The 15,853-nt window shown below is 49.4% G+C and carries 16 protein-coding genes and 1 rRNA gene; 6 read left to right on the forward strand and 11 right to left on the reverse strand.

Translation table 11 applies throughout. The features are described 5' to 3' along the window. Positions 1–58: 58 nt before the first annotated feature. From EGC76_RS09245 to lptM, 6 genes are read right to left on the reverse strand one after another with little or no spacing between them, the layout of a single operon-like run. Positions 59–784 carry an HAD-IA family hydrolase gene (locus tag EGC76_RS09245; protein ID WP_128352707.1) on the reverse strand — a complete coding sequence of 242 codons (726 nt, stop codon included), beginning with the start codon at positions 782–784 and terminating at the stop codon, positions 59–61. An 11-nt stretch (positions 785–795) separates the two neighbouring features. Next, the gene (locus EGC76_RS09250; protein ID WP_128352708.1) at positions 796–1,698 is read right to left on the reverse strand and encodes a tyrosine recombinase XerC; all 903 of its coding nucleotides are present in this window, start codon (positions 1,696–1,698) and stop codon (positions 796–798) included. After that, positions 1,685–2,392 carry a DUF484 family protein gene (locus tag EGC76_RS09255; RefSeq protein ID WP_128352709.1) on the reverse strand — a complete coding sequence of 236 codons (708 nt, stop codon included), beginning with the start codon at positions 2,390–2,392 and terminating at the stop codon, positions 1,685–1,687. Before EGC76_RS09255 ends, EGC76_RS09250 begins: the two co-directional genes overlap by 14 nt. Next, complete coding sequence (dapF, locus tag EGC76_RS09260; RefSeq protein WP_128352710.1) at positions 2,389–3,210, reverse strand: diaminopimelate epimerase; 822 nt, start codon at positions 3,208–3,210, stop codon at positions 2,389–2,391. The genes EGC76_RS09255 and dapF overlap by 4 nt, the downstream gene beginning before the upstream one ends. Continuing rightward, the gene (gene lysA, locus EGC76_RS09265) at positions 3,207–4,457 is read right to left on the reverse strand and encodes a diaminopimelate decarboxylase (RefSeq protein ID WP_128352711.1); all 1,251 of its coding nucleotides are present in this window, start codon (positions 4,455–4,457) and stop codon (positions 3,207–3,209) included. The genes dapF and lysA overlap by 4 nt, the downstream gene beginning before the upstream one ends. Further along, positions 4,454–4,594 (reverse strand): LPS translocon maturation chaperone LptM, encoded by a 141-nt coding sequence (lptM, locus tag EGC76_RS09270; RefSeq protein ID WP_164876826.1) that lies wholly within the window; start codon positions 4,592–4,594, stop codon positions 4,454–4,456. Before lptM ends, lysA begins: the two co-directional genes overlap by 4 nt. An 89-nt stretch (positions 4,595–4,683) precedes the next feature. Here lptM and cyaY point away from each other — a divergent pair, with 89 nt between their 5' ends. Genes cyaY through EGC76_RS09295 form a run of 5 tightly spaced genes read left to right on the forward strand, consistent with a single transcriptional unit; the run spans position 4,684 to position 9,101 of the window. Further along, positions 4,684–5,010, forward strand: a complete 327-nt coding sequence (gene cyaY, locus EGC76_RS09275; RefSeq protein WP_128352713.1) for an iron donor protein CyaY — start codon at positions 4,684–4,686, stop codon at positions 5,008–5,010. 14 nt (positions 5,011–5,024) lie between these two features. Beyond that, positions 5,025–5,966, forward strand: a complete 942-nt coding sequence (hemC, locus tag EGC76_RS09280) for a hydroxymethylbilane synthase (protein ID WP_128352714.1) — start codon at positions 5,025–5,027, stop codon at positions 5,964–5,966. Then, entirely contained in the window at positions 5,963–6,757 is a 795-nt protein-coding gene (locus tag EGC76_RS09285; protein WP_128352715.1) for a uroporphyrinogen-III synthase, read from the forward strand. Before hemC ends, EGC76_RS09285 begins: the two co-directional genes overlap by 4 nt. Beyond that, positions 6,754–7,944: a uroporphyrinogen-III C-methyltransferase gene (locus EGC76_RS09290; protein ID WP_128352716.1), complete on the forward strand. Its 1,191-nt coding sequence runs from the start codon at positions 6,754–6,756 to the stop codon at positions 7,942–7,944. The genes EGC76_RS09285 and EGC76_RS09290 overlap by 4 nt, the downstream gene beginning before the upstream one ends. A gap of 2 nt (positions 7,945–7,946) precedes the next feature. Further along, entirely contained in the window at positions 7,947–9,101 is a 1,155-nt protein-coding gene (locus EGC76_RS09295) for a heme biosynthesis HemY N-terminal domain-containing protein (protein ID WP_128352717.1), read from the forward strand. Between the two features lie 29 nt (positions 9,102–9,130). On the opposite strand, the gene EGC76_RS09300 is transcribed toward EGC76_RS09295, so the two are convergent. Both EGC76_RS09300 and EGC76_RS09305 read right to left on the reverse strand, forming a co-directional pair. Then, entirely contained in the window at positions 9,131–9,706 is a 576-nt protein-coding gene (locus EGC76_RS09300; protein WP_128352718.1) for a YceI family protein, read from the reverse strand. Positions 9,707–9,743: 37 nt separating this feature from the next. Next, positions 9,744–10,304 (reverse strand): cytochrome b, encoded by a 561-nt coding sequence (locus tag EGC76_RS09305; protein ID WP_128352719.1) that lies wholly within the window; start codon positions 10,302–10,304, stop codon positions 9,744–9,746. A 247-nt stretch (positions 10,305–10,551) separates the two neighbouring features. On the opposite strand from EGC76_RS09305, the gene EGC76_RS09310 reads away from it, so the two are divergent. Then, complete coding sequence (locus EGC76_RS09310; protein ID WP_128352720.1) at positions 10,552–11,316, forward strand: Crp/Fnr family transcriptional regulator; 765 nt, start codon at positions 10,552–10,554, stop codon at positions 11,314–11,316. 62 nt (positions 11,317–11,378) lie between these two features. Here EGC76_RS09310 and EGC76_RS09315 read toward each other — a convergent pair whose 3' ends face one another. From EGC76_RS09315 to rrf, 3 genes are all read right to left on the reverse strand, one after another. Further along, positions 11,379–12,812: an OmpA family protein gene (locus tag EGC76_RS09315; RefSeq protein ID WP_128352721.1), complete on the reverse strand. Its 1,434-nt coding sequence runs from the start codon at positions 12,810–12,812 to the stop codon at positions 11,379–11,381. 35 nt (positions 12,813–12,847) lie between these two features. Beyond that, positions 12,848–15,145 carry an Ig-like domain-containing protein gene (locus EGC76_RS09320; RefSeq protein ID WP_246013948.1) on the reverse strand — a complete coding sequence of 766 codons (2,298 nt, stop codon included), beginning with the start codon at positions 15,143–15,145 and terminating at the stop codon, positions 12,848–12,850. Positions 15,146–15,546: 401 nt separating this feature from the next. After that, positions 15,547–15,661 (reverse strand): 5S ribosomal RNA (rrf, locus tag EGC76_RS09325). Between the last annotated feature and the right edge of the window lie 192 nt (positions 15,662–15,853).

Here is a 15,853-nt window from a genome sequence, read left to right on the forward strand (position 1 = left end):
ATTGTCACCAACAGATAAAAAGGGCAGTGTAGTGGCTGACCACTGTATATGCAACCAGTTACTTTGTGTTCTTAAGTAACTGTTGCGTCAATTGTGGCAAGCTACTGTAAGCCAACGTCGGCAATACCTGTAGGTGTTCAGCCTGACCTAAACCGCCGGTAAACCAAGCACTTTGCCACCCCGCGCGATGCGCACCCAAAACATCTGCGCTTGGGCTATCGCCAATATGCAGCCACTGCTGTGGGGCTACATCTGGAAGCTTACCTTCGGCCGCACGAAACATGTCGGCAAAAGGTTTACCGCGCAGGCTAGCTGACGGTTGAAACACATGCCGAAAATATTCGCCCAGACCGATAGCTGTTACGTCAACATTGCCGTTACTTAGCGCAACCAACGGAAAGTACTCGGCCAGCTGACGCATGGCTTGATGCACCTCGGCGGAAATTTCCACAGCATTACGGTGCCGCATAAAGTGTGCAAACGCAGCTTCAACGCCAGCGTCGATTTCGTCGTCAGCCACCGCAAATTGACGCAATCCATCCGCCAACGCCGTTAAGCGTAATTGCGTCATATTGCTCGCTAAATCTGGATTGTTGTACATGAGCTGTTGACGATGGCGCAGCCAGTCTTGGGCTTGCCATGGCGACGTTTGGGGAAATTCTTGCACCATAAAATCACGCACCGCTTGCTCTGCACGTTGCATAACAGGCACGTTGTTATAGAGGGTATCGTCAAGATCAAAACTGAGTGCTTGCACCGGGTACAAACGGCGATAAAACTGCATGAACAAGCCCTTTATTTCTTTTTGCGAGCACGCGGATGCGCGCCATCATAAACCTTCGCAAGGTGCTGAAAATCAAGATGCGTATACACTTGTGTGGTGCTTAAATTCGCATGCCCCAGCAACTCTTGTACCGCACGTAAATCACCGCTTGATTCTAACATATGTGAGGCGAAGGAGTGACGCAGTTTATGCGGGTGCAGGTTGCCTTTTAGGCCTTGTTGCTGGCCCCAGTAGTTGAGTCGCTGCTGCACCGTACGTGGATTAATCCGCTGATTACGTTGTGAGATGAATAACGCCACTTCGGTTAAATTCCCCCCCAACCACTGCGCCCGTATCGGCAACCAGCGTTCAAGGGCTTCAGCGGCACAGCGGCCGTAGGGAACAATGCGGGTTTTATTGCCCTTACCTAATACGCGCAACTCCCGATGCCGTGTTTGAATGCCATCAATATCGAGCGCCACCAGCTCAGCAAGCCGCAGGCCGCTGCCGTAGAGCAACTCCATCATCGCCGCATCGCGCACCGCTAAGGGGTCATTTTGCGGAAGCTTGAGTAACTGGCTGATGCTGTCCACATCAAGATTTTTCGGCAGTCGCTTGGCTTTGCGCGGGGCTTTAAGTTGTGCTGCAGGGTTGTCGAACAGTAACCGTTCGCGAATCAAATAATTACAAAAAGTACGCCATGCGGCCAACCGAAGCGCCAGCGATGCATCGCCAAGCCCGCGTCGGCGCCAGCCCACAAATAAGCGCTCAAGCACCGGTAGCGTTAGTTGGCTCGCCGCATCAACCCGAAGGCTGGCTAATTCGGTCATGTCGTCGGTAAGAATACGCCCATAATTGGTCAGCGTATTTTCGGCGAGCCCACGCTCGCCGGCTAGATGATTAAGAAAGCGTTGGCGTAGTTCAAACAGTGTCATGGTGCGCAGCGTGATGACTGAGCAGCGGCGGCAATATTCGACTTAACAATGCCTGCAACTGACGCACCAACAAGGTATCCATGGCTGGTTCAAAGTGGCTCGCATCATGGTTACCAATGGCTAACATACCCAACTCGCCTTTATGCCCCAATAACAGCAGTGCAACGGATGCTATCGGCTCATCTGGGAACAACAGTTTCTTCTCATCGGCAGTGAGTCGGCCCAAGTACACGGGGTCATTTTGAAACCGTTTACTCAATAATTTTTTGTGGGTGTCTGCGGCAAAGGTAAATTGCTCGTCCAGCTCAATGGGGCTGTCGAAAAATTTCAAAGACAACGCTGGCATATTTAATTGTTCCGAGAAGGTACGCTGCAGCGCATCCATCACATCCGCCAGCTCGGTGCATTCCAGCAGCTCAACATAAAGCTCACTGTACACCCGAAACAGCTCTTCATTGCGCCGGGCAGTAATCATTAAATCGGTGATTTCTTCCTCAAGCTGCATGATGCGCTGACGCAGCACCTGCTGCTGACGCTCCACCAACGACACCGTGCCACGCTCTTGGTGACGCAAGCTCAACTGTTGCAACAACTGCGGGTGACGCTCGAAGAAGTCCGTATTTTCTTCAAGGTATTCAGCAATTAAAGTGTCATCAACTACAGGGGTTAGAATTTTGTTCGCTTCGGTCGTCATAGCTTTATGTATCCATCATAAACATGTTCCGCAGTACCGGTCATGCGTACCTGCTGGCCCGGTTGCCAACGAATATTAAGTTGCCCGCCAGGTAACTCAACAGTCACCTGATCGTTCAGTTTATCTTGGCGCATGCCAATTACAGCTGCTGCGCAAGCACCGCTGCCGCAGGCTTGCGTTTCACCAACGCCGCGTTCATACACACGTAATTTTACCCGATCGCGGTCAATTACTTGCATGAACCCGACGTTTACACCTTCAGGGAAGCGCTCGTGCTCAGAAATTGCTTGCCCCAGTGAGTCAACCGGTGCGGTTTCAATATTGTCGACCTCAATAACGCAATGCGGATTGCCAATGCCCATAACGCCACACAAGATGGTTTGATCTTGCTCACGTAAAATATAGGTCAGCTCTTCTTTGTTTGCCTTAAAAGGCACCGCCGTTGGATTGAATTCAGGTTGCCCCATCTCAACTGTGATACGCCCATCGCGCTCGTGGTGCAACACCAACTTACCCGCTTTGGTGCTTACTCGAATGTGGCTTTTATTGCTTAGGCCTTTAAGTTTCACATACAAAGCGAAGCAGCGGGCACCGTTACCACATTGAGCAACTTCTGAACCGTCCGCATTGAAAATACGGTAATGAAAATCTAAATCTGGGTCATAAGGCGGCTCTATTAAGAGTAGCTGGTCAAACCCAACCCCCCGATTTCTATCGGCCCAATGGCGAATTTGCTCAGGATTCACATAAATATTTTGGGTCACACCGTCAATCACCATGAAGTCATTGCCGAGGCCATGCATTTTTGCAAAATTCATCGCGGCATCTCCATGATCTGTTCGCCTTTCCATAAATCAGACAACACTTCGCGTTGGCGAATCAACTGTGCATGATCCCCATGCACCATAACTTCGGCAGCGCGTGGGCGGGTGTTGTAATTTGAGCTCATTGTAAACCCGTAGGCCCCGGCGTTCATCACGGCGAGTAAGTCACCTTCTTTTGCGGACAAGTGCCGCGCGTGTCCCAAGAAATCACCGGTTTCACAAACAGGCCCCACCACATCAACAATCGCTTTATCCGCCTCATGTTGCGCAACGGGAATAATGTCATGATACGCCTGATACAAAGCAGGTCGCATCAAGTCGTTCATGCCAGCATCAACCAGCAGAAAGTCTTTATCCGCGCCAGGCTTGTGAAATTCAACTTGTGTTAGTAACACTCCGGCATTACCGACAATGGCGCGCCCAGGCTCGAGTAATAGCGTTAAATTTCCAACTTTTTCAGCTCGCTCTTGCAAAGCATGCAAGTAAGTACTCACATCCGGCGTGTTTTCTTGCTGATAGGGGATACCAATACCGCCACCCATATCTAGATGGGTGATATTTATTCCCTCTGCACGCAAGTCGGTAACCAAATTCAGTAAAATATCAGCGGCATCCAAAAATGGCGACATCGACAGTATTTGCGAGCCGATATGGCAATCCAAACCTTGCATATTAATGTGCGCTAATGCTTGCCCGCGGCGCGCAACATCGCGCGCGTCTTGCATGGCGATACCGAACTTATTCGCTTTCAATCCGGTGGCAATATAAGGGTGTGTTTGCGCATCCACATCGGGGTTTACTCGCAGCGAGACCGGTGCGATTACACCATGCGCCGCAGCAACATCATTAAGGCGCTCTAATTCCGCAGCCGATTCCACATTAAAACAATAAATGCCTTGTTCAAGTGCATAGGCCATTTCTTCGCGGCTTTTTGCCACTCCTGAAAACACCACATTACTAGCTTTGCCGCCCGCGGCAATAACCCGTGCCAGCTCACCACCCGAGACAATGTCAAAGCCTGCGCCGAGGCGAGCCAACAAATTCAGCACGGCCAAGTTGCTATTGGCTTTAACTGCGTAACATAGCTTATGCGGTGCTGGCCAATGGTCAGCAAAACGTTTCCAATTCGAAGCAATCATGGCCTGCGAGTAAACATAAAGCGGTGTTCCGAACTGTTCGGCAAGGCGATCAAGCGCAACATTTTCGGCATGCAGCACGCCGCGCTTATAGTCAAAACTCATGCTTGGTCACCGCTTTCGCTTGGCTGATTTTGTTCAGCCGGAGGTGGCATTTCCAACGGCCCTTTTTGACCGCAAGCAGCGATAAAACCTAGCGTTCCTGCTACAATGATCAGACGCATTACTTTCAAGTTAAACATCGGTAAACTGTACCTAATAATTACGGTTAAAATTGTTGATGTGTCTATCATCGCATTGAGACGCACAAATGTCATTATCAGGAGTTGACATGCAAGAACATGAGTACCATGAATTAGCCGAAGCCACCATCTTAGCTATTGAAGAAGCGATTGAAGCCTGTGGTGTCGATATCGACTGTGAATCAGGTGGTGACATTCTGGAATTAACCTTCCCAAATGGCACAAAAATGGTTATCAACAAGCAACCGCCATTGATGCAGCTATGGTTGGCGACAAAATTCAACGGCCACCATTTTGAATACCAAGACGGCCAGTGGATTGATAACCGAACCGGCAGCGAATTGTGGGCCTTGCTAAGTGAAGCGGCAAGCCGCCAAGCGGATACCGCCATTACCTTACAACCTGATTCAAAATAAAATAGAGCAGCATAATGAGTAAAACACTACGCATCGCAACGCGTAAAAGCTTGCTGGCCATGTGGCAAGCCGAGCACATCAAAGCGCGTTTAGAGCAACTGCACCCAAACTTAGCCGTCGAGCTTTTACCAATGAGTACGCGCGGCGACGTGATTTTGGATACGCCACTGGCAAAAATAGGTGGTAAGGGGTTGTTTGTAAAAGAGCTTGAGGTCGCCATGTTAGAAGGGCAGGCCGACCTTGCTGTGCACTCCATGAAAGACTTGCCGGTTGAATTTCCAGATGGGCTGGAGTTGTTCGGAATTTGTGAGCGTGAAGACCCGCGTGACGCATTTGTCTCCAATAATTACGCCCGTTTAGAAGATCTCCCTGAAGGCGCTATTGTCGGCACGTGCAGTTTACGTCGCAAATGCCAAATTCTGGCTAATTTCCCGCACGTGGTTGTGCACGATTTACGTGGCAACGTGCAAACGCGTTTACGCAAACTCGATGAAGGCCAGTTCGATGCTATTATTTTGGCTGCATCAGGGCTTATCCGATTAGATTTAAGCGCGCGCATCAAACAACGTATTCCTGCTGATTTATGCTTGCCTGCTAACGGGCAAGGTGTGCTGGGCATTGAGTGCCGTAGTGATGATACGGCCACAAAAGCTTTGTTAGATCCATTAACTTGTAACGACACACGCAGTTGTGTGCTTGCCGAGCGCGCCATGAATCGCCGCTTACAAGGTGGTTGCCAAGTTCCAATTGGTGCCTATGCCGAATTACACGGTGACCAGTTGCATCTACGCGGTTTAGTTGGGCGCCCTGATGGCAGTGAAATTATTGAAGGTGATATTAAAGGCCACCGCGACCACGCTGAAGCGTTGGGAACTGAGCTTGCTGAATACTTATTGTCACGTGGTGCCGGCAAAATTCTCAACGACGTTTATGCAGAGAACGAATTACAATCATGAATCATAGCCTGTTGCTTTTGCGTCCATCGGAACAAGCCCATGAGCTTGCAAAAATGCTGCAACAGCGGGCATCGAAATTGAATCTGACATTCTCCTGCACCAATAAAAGCATGGTGAAGATCTCGAGCTTTGACGATCCGAACCATAGTTTGCGCGGCATTTTGCAACAAAAGTGGGATGCCGCCATGATGGTGAGTGTTAATGCGGCAAACTATTTTGCGCAGCAAGCACGTGCTTGGGCACCTAGCTGCGCCATGCCCGCTGCGCGTTGGTATGCGGTTGGGCCGACCAGTGCGGCAGCCATTGCTCGAGTTGTTGGTCGCCCAGTGTGCTGCCCTTGGCGCCAACACAATAGCGACGCATTACTCGCACTACCCGAATTAAGCAAGGTTCGTGGGCAACGTTGGTTGTTGGTACGCGGCCATGGGGGTCGCGAACTGGTTGCCGATACGCTGCGAGCGCGCGGCGCAGAGGTTGCTTACCTTGAAGTGTATCAGCGCACCCCTGAGCCCCTCAGTGAAGCTGAATATGCGACCTGGCAACAGCAAATTAATGGTATTGTCGTGACCAGCGCCGAACAATTAGGCTATTTTCTTGCGGCAGTACCCAAGCAAGCACTAAGCTGGTTATCACAATGCTACTGGATTGTCGCCAGCGAGCGCTTAAAGCAACTATTGCCGCCAGCCCTGCAACAAATGGCTGTGGTGGCGCATAGTGCAACGCCATTTGCGATAGTCGATGCTTGGCAACACATCTTGGATCAGCAGCACGCACATAAGGAACGTTCATGAGTGAGTCTAAAAAACAGAAGCCTGCAAACGACCAAACGGCTACTGAGGCAACGGCAAAAACGACTGATGAAAAAGTAACACCGAAACCATCTACGAAAACTGCTGAGACCAAACCTGCTGCAGCGCAAACTAAGCCTGCCCCCAGCAAGTCCAACAAACGCTCCGGTATTATTGCGTGGGTATTGGTAGCACTGCTTGCCGCACTAATAATTGCCGCGGCATGGTTCGGCTATCGCCATGTATGGCCGATGCACCAACAACAAATTACACAAATGGCCGCGCAGCAAGATACTGCACAAACCACGATTAAAGAGCTGCAGGGTCGCTTAAACGAACTGGAACAAGCGGTTAACGCGCGGGTTCAGTCTTCCGTTGAGGGTTTAGAACAGCGCGTTGATGCCCAGTTAGGTCGGCAACAGCAGACTATTGATGACTATCAATTAGCCGTGCAATCGGTGCAGGCTGAACTTGCTAACTTAGATATCTCACAAGAGTCGAACTGGCGTATTTATGAAGCACGCAATTTAGCGGAGCGCGCAGCAACCAAACTTTGGATTGAACACAACCCAAATGCTGCACTGGCCTTTTTGCAGCTTGCTGAATCACACATTGTTGCACTCGATAATCCGGCTCATCGTATGGCACGTCAGGCACTAGCCAATGATATTGCCGTACTTGAGCAATTACCGCCAAGTCAGATTGACGCAGTAAGCTTAAAATTAGGCACCTTACGTGACCAGGTAGCGCGCAGCGAATGGTATCAGCAGTTCGCCATGTCGAGCGCAGAGAAAACGGACACAACAAATGGTACGTGGCTGACGAATCTGCAACGCAGCTTTAATACGCTGCTGCAACAATTTATCCATGTGCAACGTCGCGACACCCCAGTTGAACCTATGATTGCGGACGCTTATTTTGACGTACTGCAACAGCGTTTATTGCTGCAACTGCAGCTTGCGCAGCAAGCCGCTATGACAGATTCGCAGGCAATGTTTACCGCCAGCATTGAAGAAGCGGAAACGCTTATAAATACTTTACAAGGGCAGGTGACTGACTCGAACTTCGAGCAATTGCTTAGTGAATTACAGGCACTAAAAGCCACCCAATTGCGTCCAGAGTATCCGACTGAGTTAAGTGCTACGCAGCAACTTGAGCGCCTTGCTAACCAAGTTAATCAGGGAGGTTAATCATGAAAACCGCCTTGGTTGTTATTGTTCTATTTATCGCAGGTTTACTGCTGGGCCCATTATGGTCCGGTAATACCGGCTATGTGCTTATTTCCGTGGGGTCATACACGGTGGAAACCAGCGTGGTTGCAGCACTTATCTTGCTCGTTATTGCTGTGGTTATTTTGCGCGCTGTTTTCGCATTTATCGGGCGCCTTATTCGTGGCACCAAATGGGGTGTTCGTTGGTTTGGGAATCGCCGCCAACAAAAAGCCGAAACGGCGTTTCATGATGCCTTGGTTGGGCTCAATCACGGCGACTATGCAGGCACTTCGCGTGCGGCGAACCGTGCCTGGCAGCTTCGTAAGCAACCCAATGATGCCCTGTTAGCGGCTTATGCGGCACAGCAAACCGGTGACGTGAAGCAAGCCCGAGAGTGGCTCACGCACACCGACCAAACTACCGAGTTAGCCGTGGCTGAAATGATTTATGCGCTGCGCGAAAACCCGGAGAGTATTGATAGCCGGTTAACTCAGTTACGCGCACTGTTAAAAGACTACCCACGCCACCCGGAGTTACTCCGCCAGGCCATTGTTGGGCTTCGTCATAAGCACCGCTATCGTGACATCGCCGGCTTATTACCCGCAGCTGAGCAACAGCATTTATTCAACGCCACTGAGTTCGTTCAGTTGATTGAAGAAACCTATTTTCACATGATGCTAGAAGCCGGCCGCAGCAGTGCCAGCGCCTTGCAAGACTACTGGCAGGCGTTGACGCGCGACCAACGACGTAACAAAGCAATTCGCCGAGCGTACTTGCGCGCATTGAAGACGTTTAATGCAACGGCAGCGGCAGATAAAGTTGCGGCGCGCGCACTGAAACGCGGCGAGTTGGATATCGCATATTTAATCGAGAAAGATTTATTGGTGGCGGGCCCTGAGCTGCGCGACATTGTGCAGGACGGACTAAAGAAAAAGCCTGATGATGCAGTGTTGTTGCAGGCTATTGGTCAGATGGCATTACAAACCAAAGACTATGCGCTGGCGCAACGTGCTCTGAGGCGCGCCGCAGACCTTGCTCCATCACAACAAGTATTGTTTGATCTTGCCGAAACTTATGATGCGCTCGGCGATACCGCCAATGCTCTGAAATGTTACCGAGAAGGCTTGCGGGTTTAACCGCAAGCCTTTATCGGAGTAACCGTTGTTTACTGGCGAATACCTTCAATAGATAAGAAGATTTCAACCGTTTCAGAAGCCGGACCTAAGTCATAATTCATACCAAATTCAGCTGGTGTTAAGGTTACTGCGCCTTCAAAGCCGCGACGGAAGCCACCCCACGGATCTTGGCCCGAACCAATTTCCTTCACGTCAATTGCGATTTCTTTGGTGGTTCCATATAAAGTAAAGTTGCCCTTAAGCACGCCGGTACCATCGCCATTTGGCGCATAGCTGGTGGATTCAAATTTCGCCTGCGGATATTTTTCAACGTTGAAGAAATCGCCGCTACGTAAGTGCTTATCGCGTTCTGCATGGTTACTATCAAGGCTAGCAACATCAATGGTCACATTTACTTTGGCTGCGCTAGGGTTCGCTTCGTCATAGGTGAAGGTGCCTTCAAAGTCGTTGAAACGGCCTAACAACCAGCTATAGCCCAAGTGGCTAATTTTGAACTGAACAAATGCATGTGCGCCGTCGGTGTCAATAACATAATCCGCTGCGTTTGCCTGTGTAGCGCCAAATAATGACGCTGAAATAACTGCTGCGAGTGCTAATTTTTTCATAATAAATCTCCTTAAATAAAACGTTATTCGTTGTTCGCTAGTCGTTATTCGAGTCGCTACGTTTAACGACCAACATACGGGTTAAAGTTGAGTCTTTATTTACAAAGTGATGCTTCAATGCCGCAAGCGCATGGCCTGCAGCAGCAATGACAAGGGTCAGCGCGGTATACCAGTGCACAGTACCAGCAATATCTTCCTGCTGCGGAATGCTGGTGATTAACGCGGGCACTTCAAACCAGTCAAATACCGAAATACCGCGCCCATCGGCCGTCGAAATCAAATAGCCACTGATCATGGTCACCAGCAACAGTGCGTAGATTAAGGCATGCCCAACACGCGCACCGATTTGATCAAAACGACTACCCAGCGGCTGTGGTTTAGGGTTCATAAATTTCCAAACCAACCTTATAACCGTCAGGGCCAACAGTGTGATACCAAACGACTTGTGCCACCATGGGCCCAACCGATACCAGCTGTCGTAATAGCCAAGAGTCAGCATCCAATAACCGAGAGCAAATAGTCCTATCACTGCAAGTGCGCTAAGCCAGTGCATAACGATGGCGACTATACCGTAGCTTTCCCGTGTATTCGTAAACATAGTTTGGTATCTCATTAGCAGGTACATGGTCATTTTAGTCCAAAATTATGAAATGAATATTGGTAAATATCGGGCATTTGGCTCTAAAAAATCGAATAATAGTCACTTTGCCTCTCTCTCCATGACTATGAAATACATACTATTAAATTCCCAACAAGCGTGACCTGAATGACATTTTTTTTACATTTTTATCATGATCAGCTATTCTGTTTTGTTGCTTTCGGGCGAAATAAGACAGGAGTCTTAAATGAACACTATAAAGCAACAGCCTGATGGTAATTACCCATTGCCATCGCTAGAGCAAAATTATTTGCTTAGTTCATTACCCGCTGACGTGAGAGAACGGCTCAAACCGCACCTGCAACTCATTACATTGCCCCTTGGCAAGTGCTTGTATGAGTCCGGTGATGAACAAAAATATGTTTATTTCCCCACCAACTCAATCATTTCTCTTGTGTATGTCTTATTTAACGGCGACTCCGCTGAAATTTCCGTGGTAGGCAATGAGGGCATGCTTGGCTTGCCGTTATTTATGGGCGGCGGTAGTACACCCAATCGCGCCGTGGTGCAAAGTGCCGGTAACGCTTACCAACTATCGGCTCGGCTATTAAAAGAAGAGTTTAGAGGCCACGATCAACTGCATGAATTGCTGCTTCGTTATACCCAGTCGCTTATGACTCAGATGGCACAAACAGCGGTGTGCAACCGACACCACTCCATTGAACAGCAGCTTTGCCGTTGGATATTACTTTCTTTAGATCGCATTCCTTCAAACGTGCTTACGATGACGCAAGAACTGATAGCAGACATGCTGGGTGTAAGACGCGAAGGAGTCTCGGTTGCTGCAGGGAAATTGCAAAAACTTGGCGTGATTGAATATCACCGTGGGGTTGTCACTGTGCTTAATCGGGTACATCTCGAAAAGTTAAGTTGCGAGTGTTACGAAGTAGTAAAAGCGGAGTGTGAACGCCTGCTTCACTACCTGCCAGAAGACTATAATTTGCATGATTAGAATCGACAAAAAAAAAGCGTGTGCCCAGATCTATTCGACCGAACACACGCTGATGCTACAACTTACTCTGGATAACCGATGATAATATTCACACGACGGTTTTCCTGACGTTCTGATGCAGTCACGTTATAAGTTTCTCGGCGTGTTCCACCAAAACCTTCAACAGATAAGCGTGAACGGTCAACCTTAAATTCCCGCACCAAATAGTCCGCAACACTCTGTGCACGTGCACGCGATACTTGTTGCGCGATATCTGGGCTGGCGTTATCGGTGTGCCCTTCTAACGTCGCGGTTAACTCAGGATTGGTTTGCAAGTATTTTGCAACGGCTTCCAGTTGATCGCGGTATTTCGGATCAATCGTTGACTCGTTGGTATCAAACTCAAGTTCCATGGCCAAAGTTATCCGTGCTGGTAACGGCTGCAGACCTTCGATATCTGTCGCACAGCCAATCACTGCATTAATCCGCCGGTTTGCTTGCATCCCCGCATCTGTGGTGTTGGTTGCAATTGGACGTGATTCGCCATAACCGACAGCACTCAATCTACTGCGGGATATGCCATGTTCGCGTACCAAATAATCAACGGCACCTTGCGCGCGCTGCTCAGATAGACGCATATTGTCGGCTTCGTTCCCAACATTATCCGTATGCCCTTCAATCACAGCTTTGGTATCAGGATACTTTTCAAGGAATGTCGCCAGTACCAACATGTGTTCACGATTTACCCGTTCGATATCGTTATTTGCAATTTCAAACTGGATTTCTAAAGCACTGCAGTACTGTTCGGTTGGTGCTGCGGCTTGCACCGGGGCAGTCCGATCTCGAGGTGGCGCGGCAGCTGAGTGGCTTGGCGCACCAAAGCGGTAAAGAAGACTTAAAGATAAAAAGTCTATATCGCCTCGGTTACCCACAGCGTCATCCATGCTGTAACGTTCCACTTCGAGGCGCATCGCAAAATGATCACTGACCTGGTATTGATAGCCAAGACCAAGTTTGTGATCCATGCTGGTTTTGCGGAAACTCGGAGTGATTACATTAACCGCTCCAGTGCCCACAAACTCAACAGAAGAGGTACTGTTGTGTGCGCCAACACGCGCATACAACGATGAACGTTCGGTCATCGGCAGCATACCAATTAAATCAAGACTCCAACCGGTGAAATCAAGTTCACCGGTTTTCATACCCGTTGGAACGGTTGTTGCTTGGTAACTAAATTCGCCGAGGTCATAATAGCTACCCTCAAACGAGAAGTTTTTAGTGAACTGATAACCAGCAAAGAGTTTGTAACCGAAGTCACGCTCATCTTCTTGGAGGTCAGTCACTTGATATCCCGCGTTATTCAAATCTGCGGTAATCTCGAATCGATCAATCTGGGTGTGAGCTAAGCCACCGCCAGCACCGATATACCATCCGTCCTGAGCTTGTGCCATGGCCGGTAATGCCATGCCAGCAAGCGCCAGAGCCGTAATCGCTTGTGTAATTTTATTGATTTTCATCATACTCTCCACTGAGACCTTGTAGGTGTTGTCTATTACTCTGCTGGTACATTAATCACGGTATTAACTACCGTAACGGATGCGCCCAGAGAGAGTGCTCGACCGTCTAAGGTCACGATGTTGACGTTGCCTGAAGTCGATATACTGACGCCTGCTTGTGAAATAATGGTGCCCTTCATGGTGCCACCGCCAGCTGCATTAATGGTTGCCGCACTGCCTACTTGCCAGAAAATGTTCTTGGCCTGTGCGCCGTTAATCAGGATAACGCTTTGTGGGAAGTCTGCTCCTGGGCCACCTACTGTGAGTGTGGTTGCCATTTGGAACACCCATACCGCGTTTTGATTGCCTTGTGCATCCAGTGTTAAGTCACCACCTTGGATACGAAACGCGCCACTTTGTGCAGTATAAATACCGGGAGCTAACGTTAGGCTTGCCAAGTTATCGTTACCCGGATCTAAACCACCTGGCATATTGGCTGGGGTTAGCGAGATGTATGCCGCTTCAGCATCGAGACGTGCCTGTGTCGCAATTGCTTCTGTTACTGCTGTACCGTCTTGTGGACACGCAACAGTTGGCGGTGGTGGTGCGGTGAAGATTTTACCGTTCACCTGGCCTTCATTGAGCGGGGTAATGGTGTACTCGCAGCCCGGTTCAGATACAAAGCCGGTGATCAATGTTGATACTGCTGTACTGCCCAAGTCACCGTTAATCACAGTGAGTAGGCCTTCATTGGTTGCACCTGAAGTGCCGCCAAACGAACCGAATGGCGCTACAGTTTTAAGATCGGCCGGCTGCAAGCAGCTTTCCACCGCTGGCACTGTGGTAAATATCCAAACATAGTCTTCTAGCATTTCATTGCCAGGAACTGTCAGATCTTTGACTCCATCAGGCCCACCAACAATGGTTGCGCGGAAGGTAACACCTTCAGCCAGCTGAGTTTGTGGGATAAAGGTCATGATGGTACCGGTATCGATATCCAAGGTAATCGACTCAGCGACAACTGAATTCGCTGGGTTTTCATCTTCTACCACTAAGAATGTTAAGTCATTCACCGTGGTTGGATTAAGCCGTGTGCCTGATGGAATATCAAAGGTGGCATTGATGCTGGCATTTGGACAAACTTCCAGCATTCCTGCGTTCATTGGGTCTGTTGACGCAACTGACAAGGCCACAACTGGTATGGCTTCAACGGTTGTGAACGTCCAAACATAGTCGCTTGCATCTGCCACGGGAGCTTGATTGCCTGCTAATTCGTTGCCGGCAATATCAGTAACCGCGCTGCTGATGGTGGCCGTATAGGTTGTTCCTTCAACCAAGTTTGCTTCCGGAGTAAAGACTGCACTGCGCGAGTCGATGACGTATGACACATCACCAGCCGGCGACACACAAGGCCCTTCACAAGTTAGTGTGAAGTTGGTGTCGGTAAAGGTTGTTGGCAACATGTTTTCAGTAAATATAGCGGTAATCGCTGTGTTTACTGGAACATCATTTGTCGGACCTGGGCTAGTAGTCAATGGCTCTGTTACGGTTACACGCGGACGCGTTGTATCCGGAATAAGGCCTGTGGTGAACTGCCACATATAGTCACTTGGGGCTGTCGCTGCTTGATTACCATCAAGTTCGTTGCCGGCAAGGTCGGTTACGGTGCTATTCACGGTAACTGTATAGGTGGTGTCCGCTTCAAGGTCGTCAGCTGGCGTAAATAATGCTGTCATCGTTCCAGCATCATAGGTAATAACGCCATCGGGCTCGACGCAAGGTGCTTCACAGGTAACCGTAAAGCTTGTTGCGCTAATGGTTGAGGCCAGCATAGATTCGTTGAAAACCGCAAACACAGTGGTATTCACCGGTACATTGGGTGTTGGCCCTGGTGATGTGGTAATCGGGTGAGTGCTCGCGACTTCTGGTGGCACCTCATCAACTGCTGCTCCCGTGGTAAAGGTCCAAGTATACGGACCATCCATTGCAACGCCTGACGCTATACTTTGCGCACTGTGTACAGTGGCAGTATAAAGCGTTGACGCGTCAAGAGCCTCTGGATCGGTTACGGTAAATGTCGCCATGGTGCTGGCTTCATTCATGGTAACAGTGCCGATAGGGCTAATACATGGGCTGGTACAGCTAACCGTAAAGTCAGTTGTGGTCAGCTCACTAACCGGCTCATTAAACTGAACGGTTATTACTGTATCCTGTGTTGCAACGTTGGTTGCGTTGTTCGCTGGAGCGACCTCAGTAACTGCAGGTGGTAACGCCACGTTGCCATCAGTACCGAGTATAGGATCAGGGCCGTTATCGCCGCACGCGGCTAATAACGTACCGAAAACAGCTAGCATCAGCCACCTGTTGATACGATTTGATATGGATAATTTAGAACACATTAGATATTTCCTCTCGGTATAAGTTGTACGGGCATTTACGACCTTGATTACATTAGAAATCGGTCAGGTGGCCACTATTCACTTATTTCGGAGAGGCGTCTGTACGTTATCGCACATAGTTAAGGGCGAGAGCGATACTAGCTGTTGGATATTAGATATTAGAAGAGCGAAGGCGTTATTCGTTGTTCGTACGCTGCGCTGTTCGTGCGTTCGGCTTCGCCTCTCTGTTCGGAACGAACAGTGCGGAGCACGGACGAACAGTGAACGCAGTGAACGCACGAATAACGAATCACGCTTTTTGCTTTCCCAAAACGAAAAAACCCCGAGCATTAGCTCGGGGTCTCGTCGTATTTAAAGCCTGGCGGTGTCCTACTCTCACATGGGGAAGCCCCACACTACCATCGGCGCTGAAGCGTTTCACTACTGAGTTCGGAATGGATCAGGTGGTTCCACTTCGCTATGGCCGCCAGGCAAAACTGTTAAACAATATAAACGCGCTGATTGTTAGCTTTCTAAAGCAATGCACCACTCTACATGAGTCGTTATTTGATAAAGTCATTCGAACTTGTATTCGGCTTACAGCCCTAAACACCTTCGGTGTTGTATGGTTAAGCCTCACGGGCAATTAGTACGGGTTAGCTCAACGCATTACTACGCTTCCAC

The sequence above is a fragment of the Pseudidiomarina gelatinasegens genome (assembly GCF_004025325.1).
Lineage (GTDB): Bacteria > Pseudomonadota > Gammaproteobacteria > Enterobacterales > Alteromonadaceae > Pseudidiomarina > Pseudidiomarina gelatinasegens.

Bases quoted from the DNA above. Each gene is read 5' to 3' on its own strand.
- EGC76_RS09245 (WP_128352707.1), bottom strand. From the start codon at position 784: ATGCAGTTTTATCGCCGTTTGTACCCGGTGCAAGCACTCAGTTTTGAT.
- EGC76_RS09250 (WP_128352708.1), bottom strand. From the start codon at position 1,698: ATGACACTGTTTGAACTACGCCAACGCTTTCTTAATCATCTAGCCGGC.
- EGC76_RS09255 (WP_128352709.1), bottom strand. From the start codon at position 2,392: ATGACGACCGAAGCGAACAAAATTCTAACCCCTGTAGTTGATGACACT.
- dapF (WP_128352710.1), bottom strand. From the start codon at position 3,210: ATGAATTTTGCAAAAATGCATGGCCTCGGCAATGACTTCATGGTGATT.
- lysA (WP_128352711.1), bottom strand. From the start codon at position 4,457: ATGAGTTTTGACTATAAGCGCGGCGTGCTGCATGCCGAAAATGTTGCG.
- lptM (WP_164876826.1), bottom strand. From the start codon at position 4,594: ATGTTTAACTTGAAAGTAATGCGTCTGATCATTGTAGCAGGAACGCTA.
- cyaY (WP_128352713.1), top strand. From the start codon at position 4,684: ATGCAAGAACATGAGTACCATGAATTAGCCGAAGCCACCATCTTAGCT.
- hemC (WP_128352714.1), top strand. From the start codon at position 5,025: ATGAGTAAAACACTACGCATCGCAACGCGTAAAAGCTTGCTGGCCATG.
- EGC76_RS09285 (WP_128352715.1), top strand. From the start codon at position 5,963: ATGAATCATAGCCTGTTGCTTTTGCGTCCATCGGAACAAGCCCATGAG.
- EGC76_RS09290 (WP_128352716.1), top strand. From the start codon at position 6,754: ATGAGTGAGTCTAAAAAACAGAAGCCTGCAAACGACCAAACGGCTACT.
- EGC76_RS09295 (WP_128352717.1), top strand. From the start codon at position 7,947: ATGAAAACCGCCTTGGTTGTTATTGTTCTATTTATCGCAGGTTTACTG.
- EGC76_RS09300 (WP_128352718.1), bottom strand. From the start codon at position 9,706: ATGAAAAAATTAGCACTCGCAGCAGTTATTTCAGCGTCATTATTTGGC.
- EGC76_RS09305 (WP_128352719.1), bottom strand. From the start codon at position 10,304: ATGTTTACGAATACACGGGAAAGCTACGGTATAGTCGCCATCGTTATG.
- EGC76_RS09310 (WP_128352720.1), top strand. From the start codon at position 10,552: ATGAACACTATAAAGCAACAGCCTGATGGTAATTACCCATTGCCATCG.
- EGC76_RS09315 (WP_128352721.1), bottom strand. From the start codon at position 12,812: ATGAAAATCAATAAAATTACACAAGCGATTACGGCTCTGGCGCTTGCT.
- EGC76_RS09320 (WP_246013948.1), bottom strand. From the start codon at position 15,145: ATGCTAGCTGTTTTCGGTACGTTATTAGCCGCGTGCGGCGATAACGGC.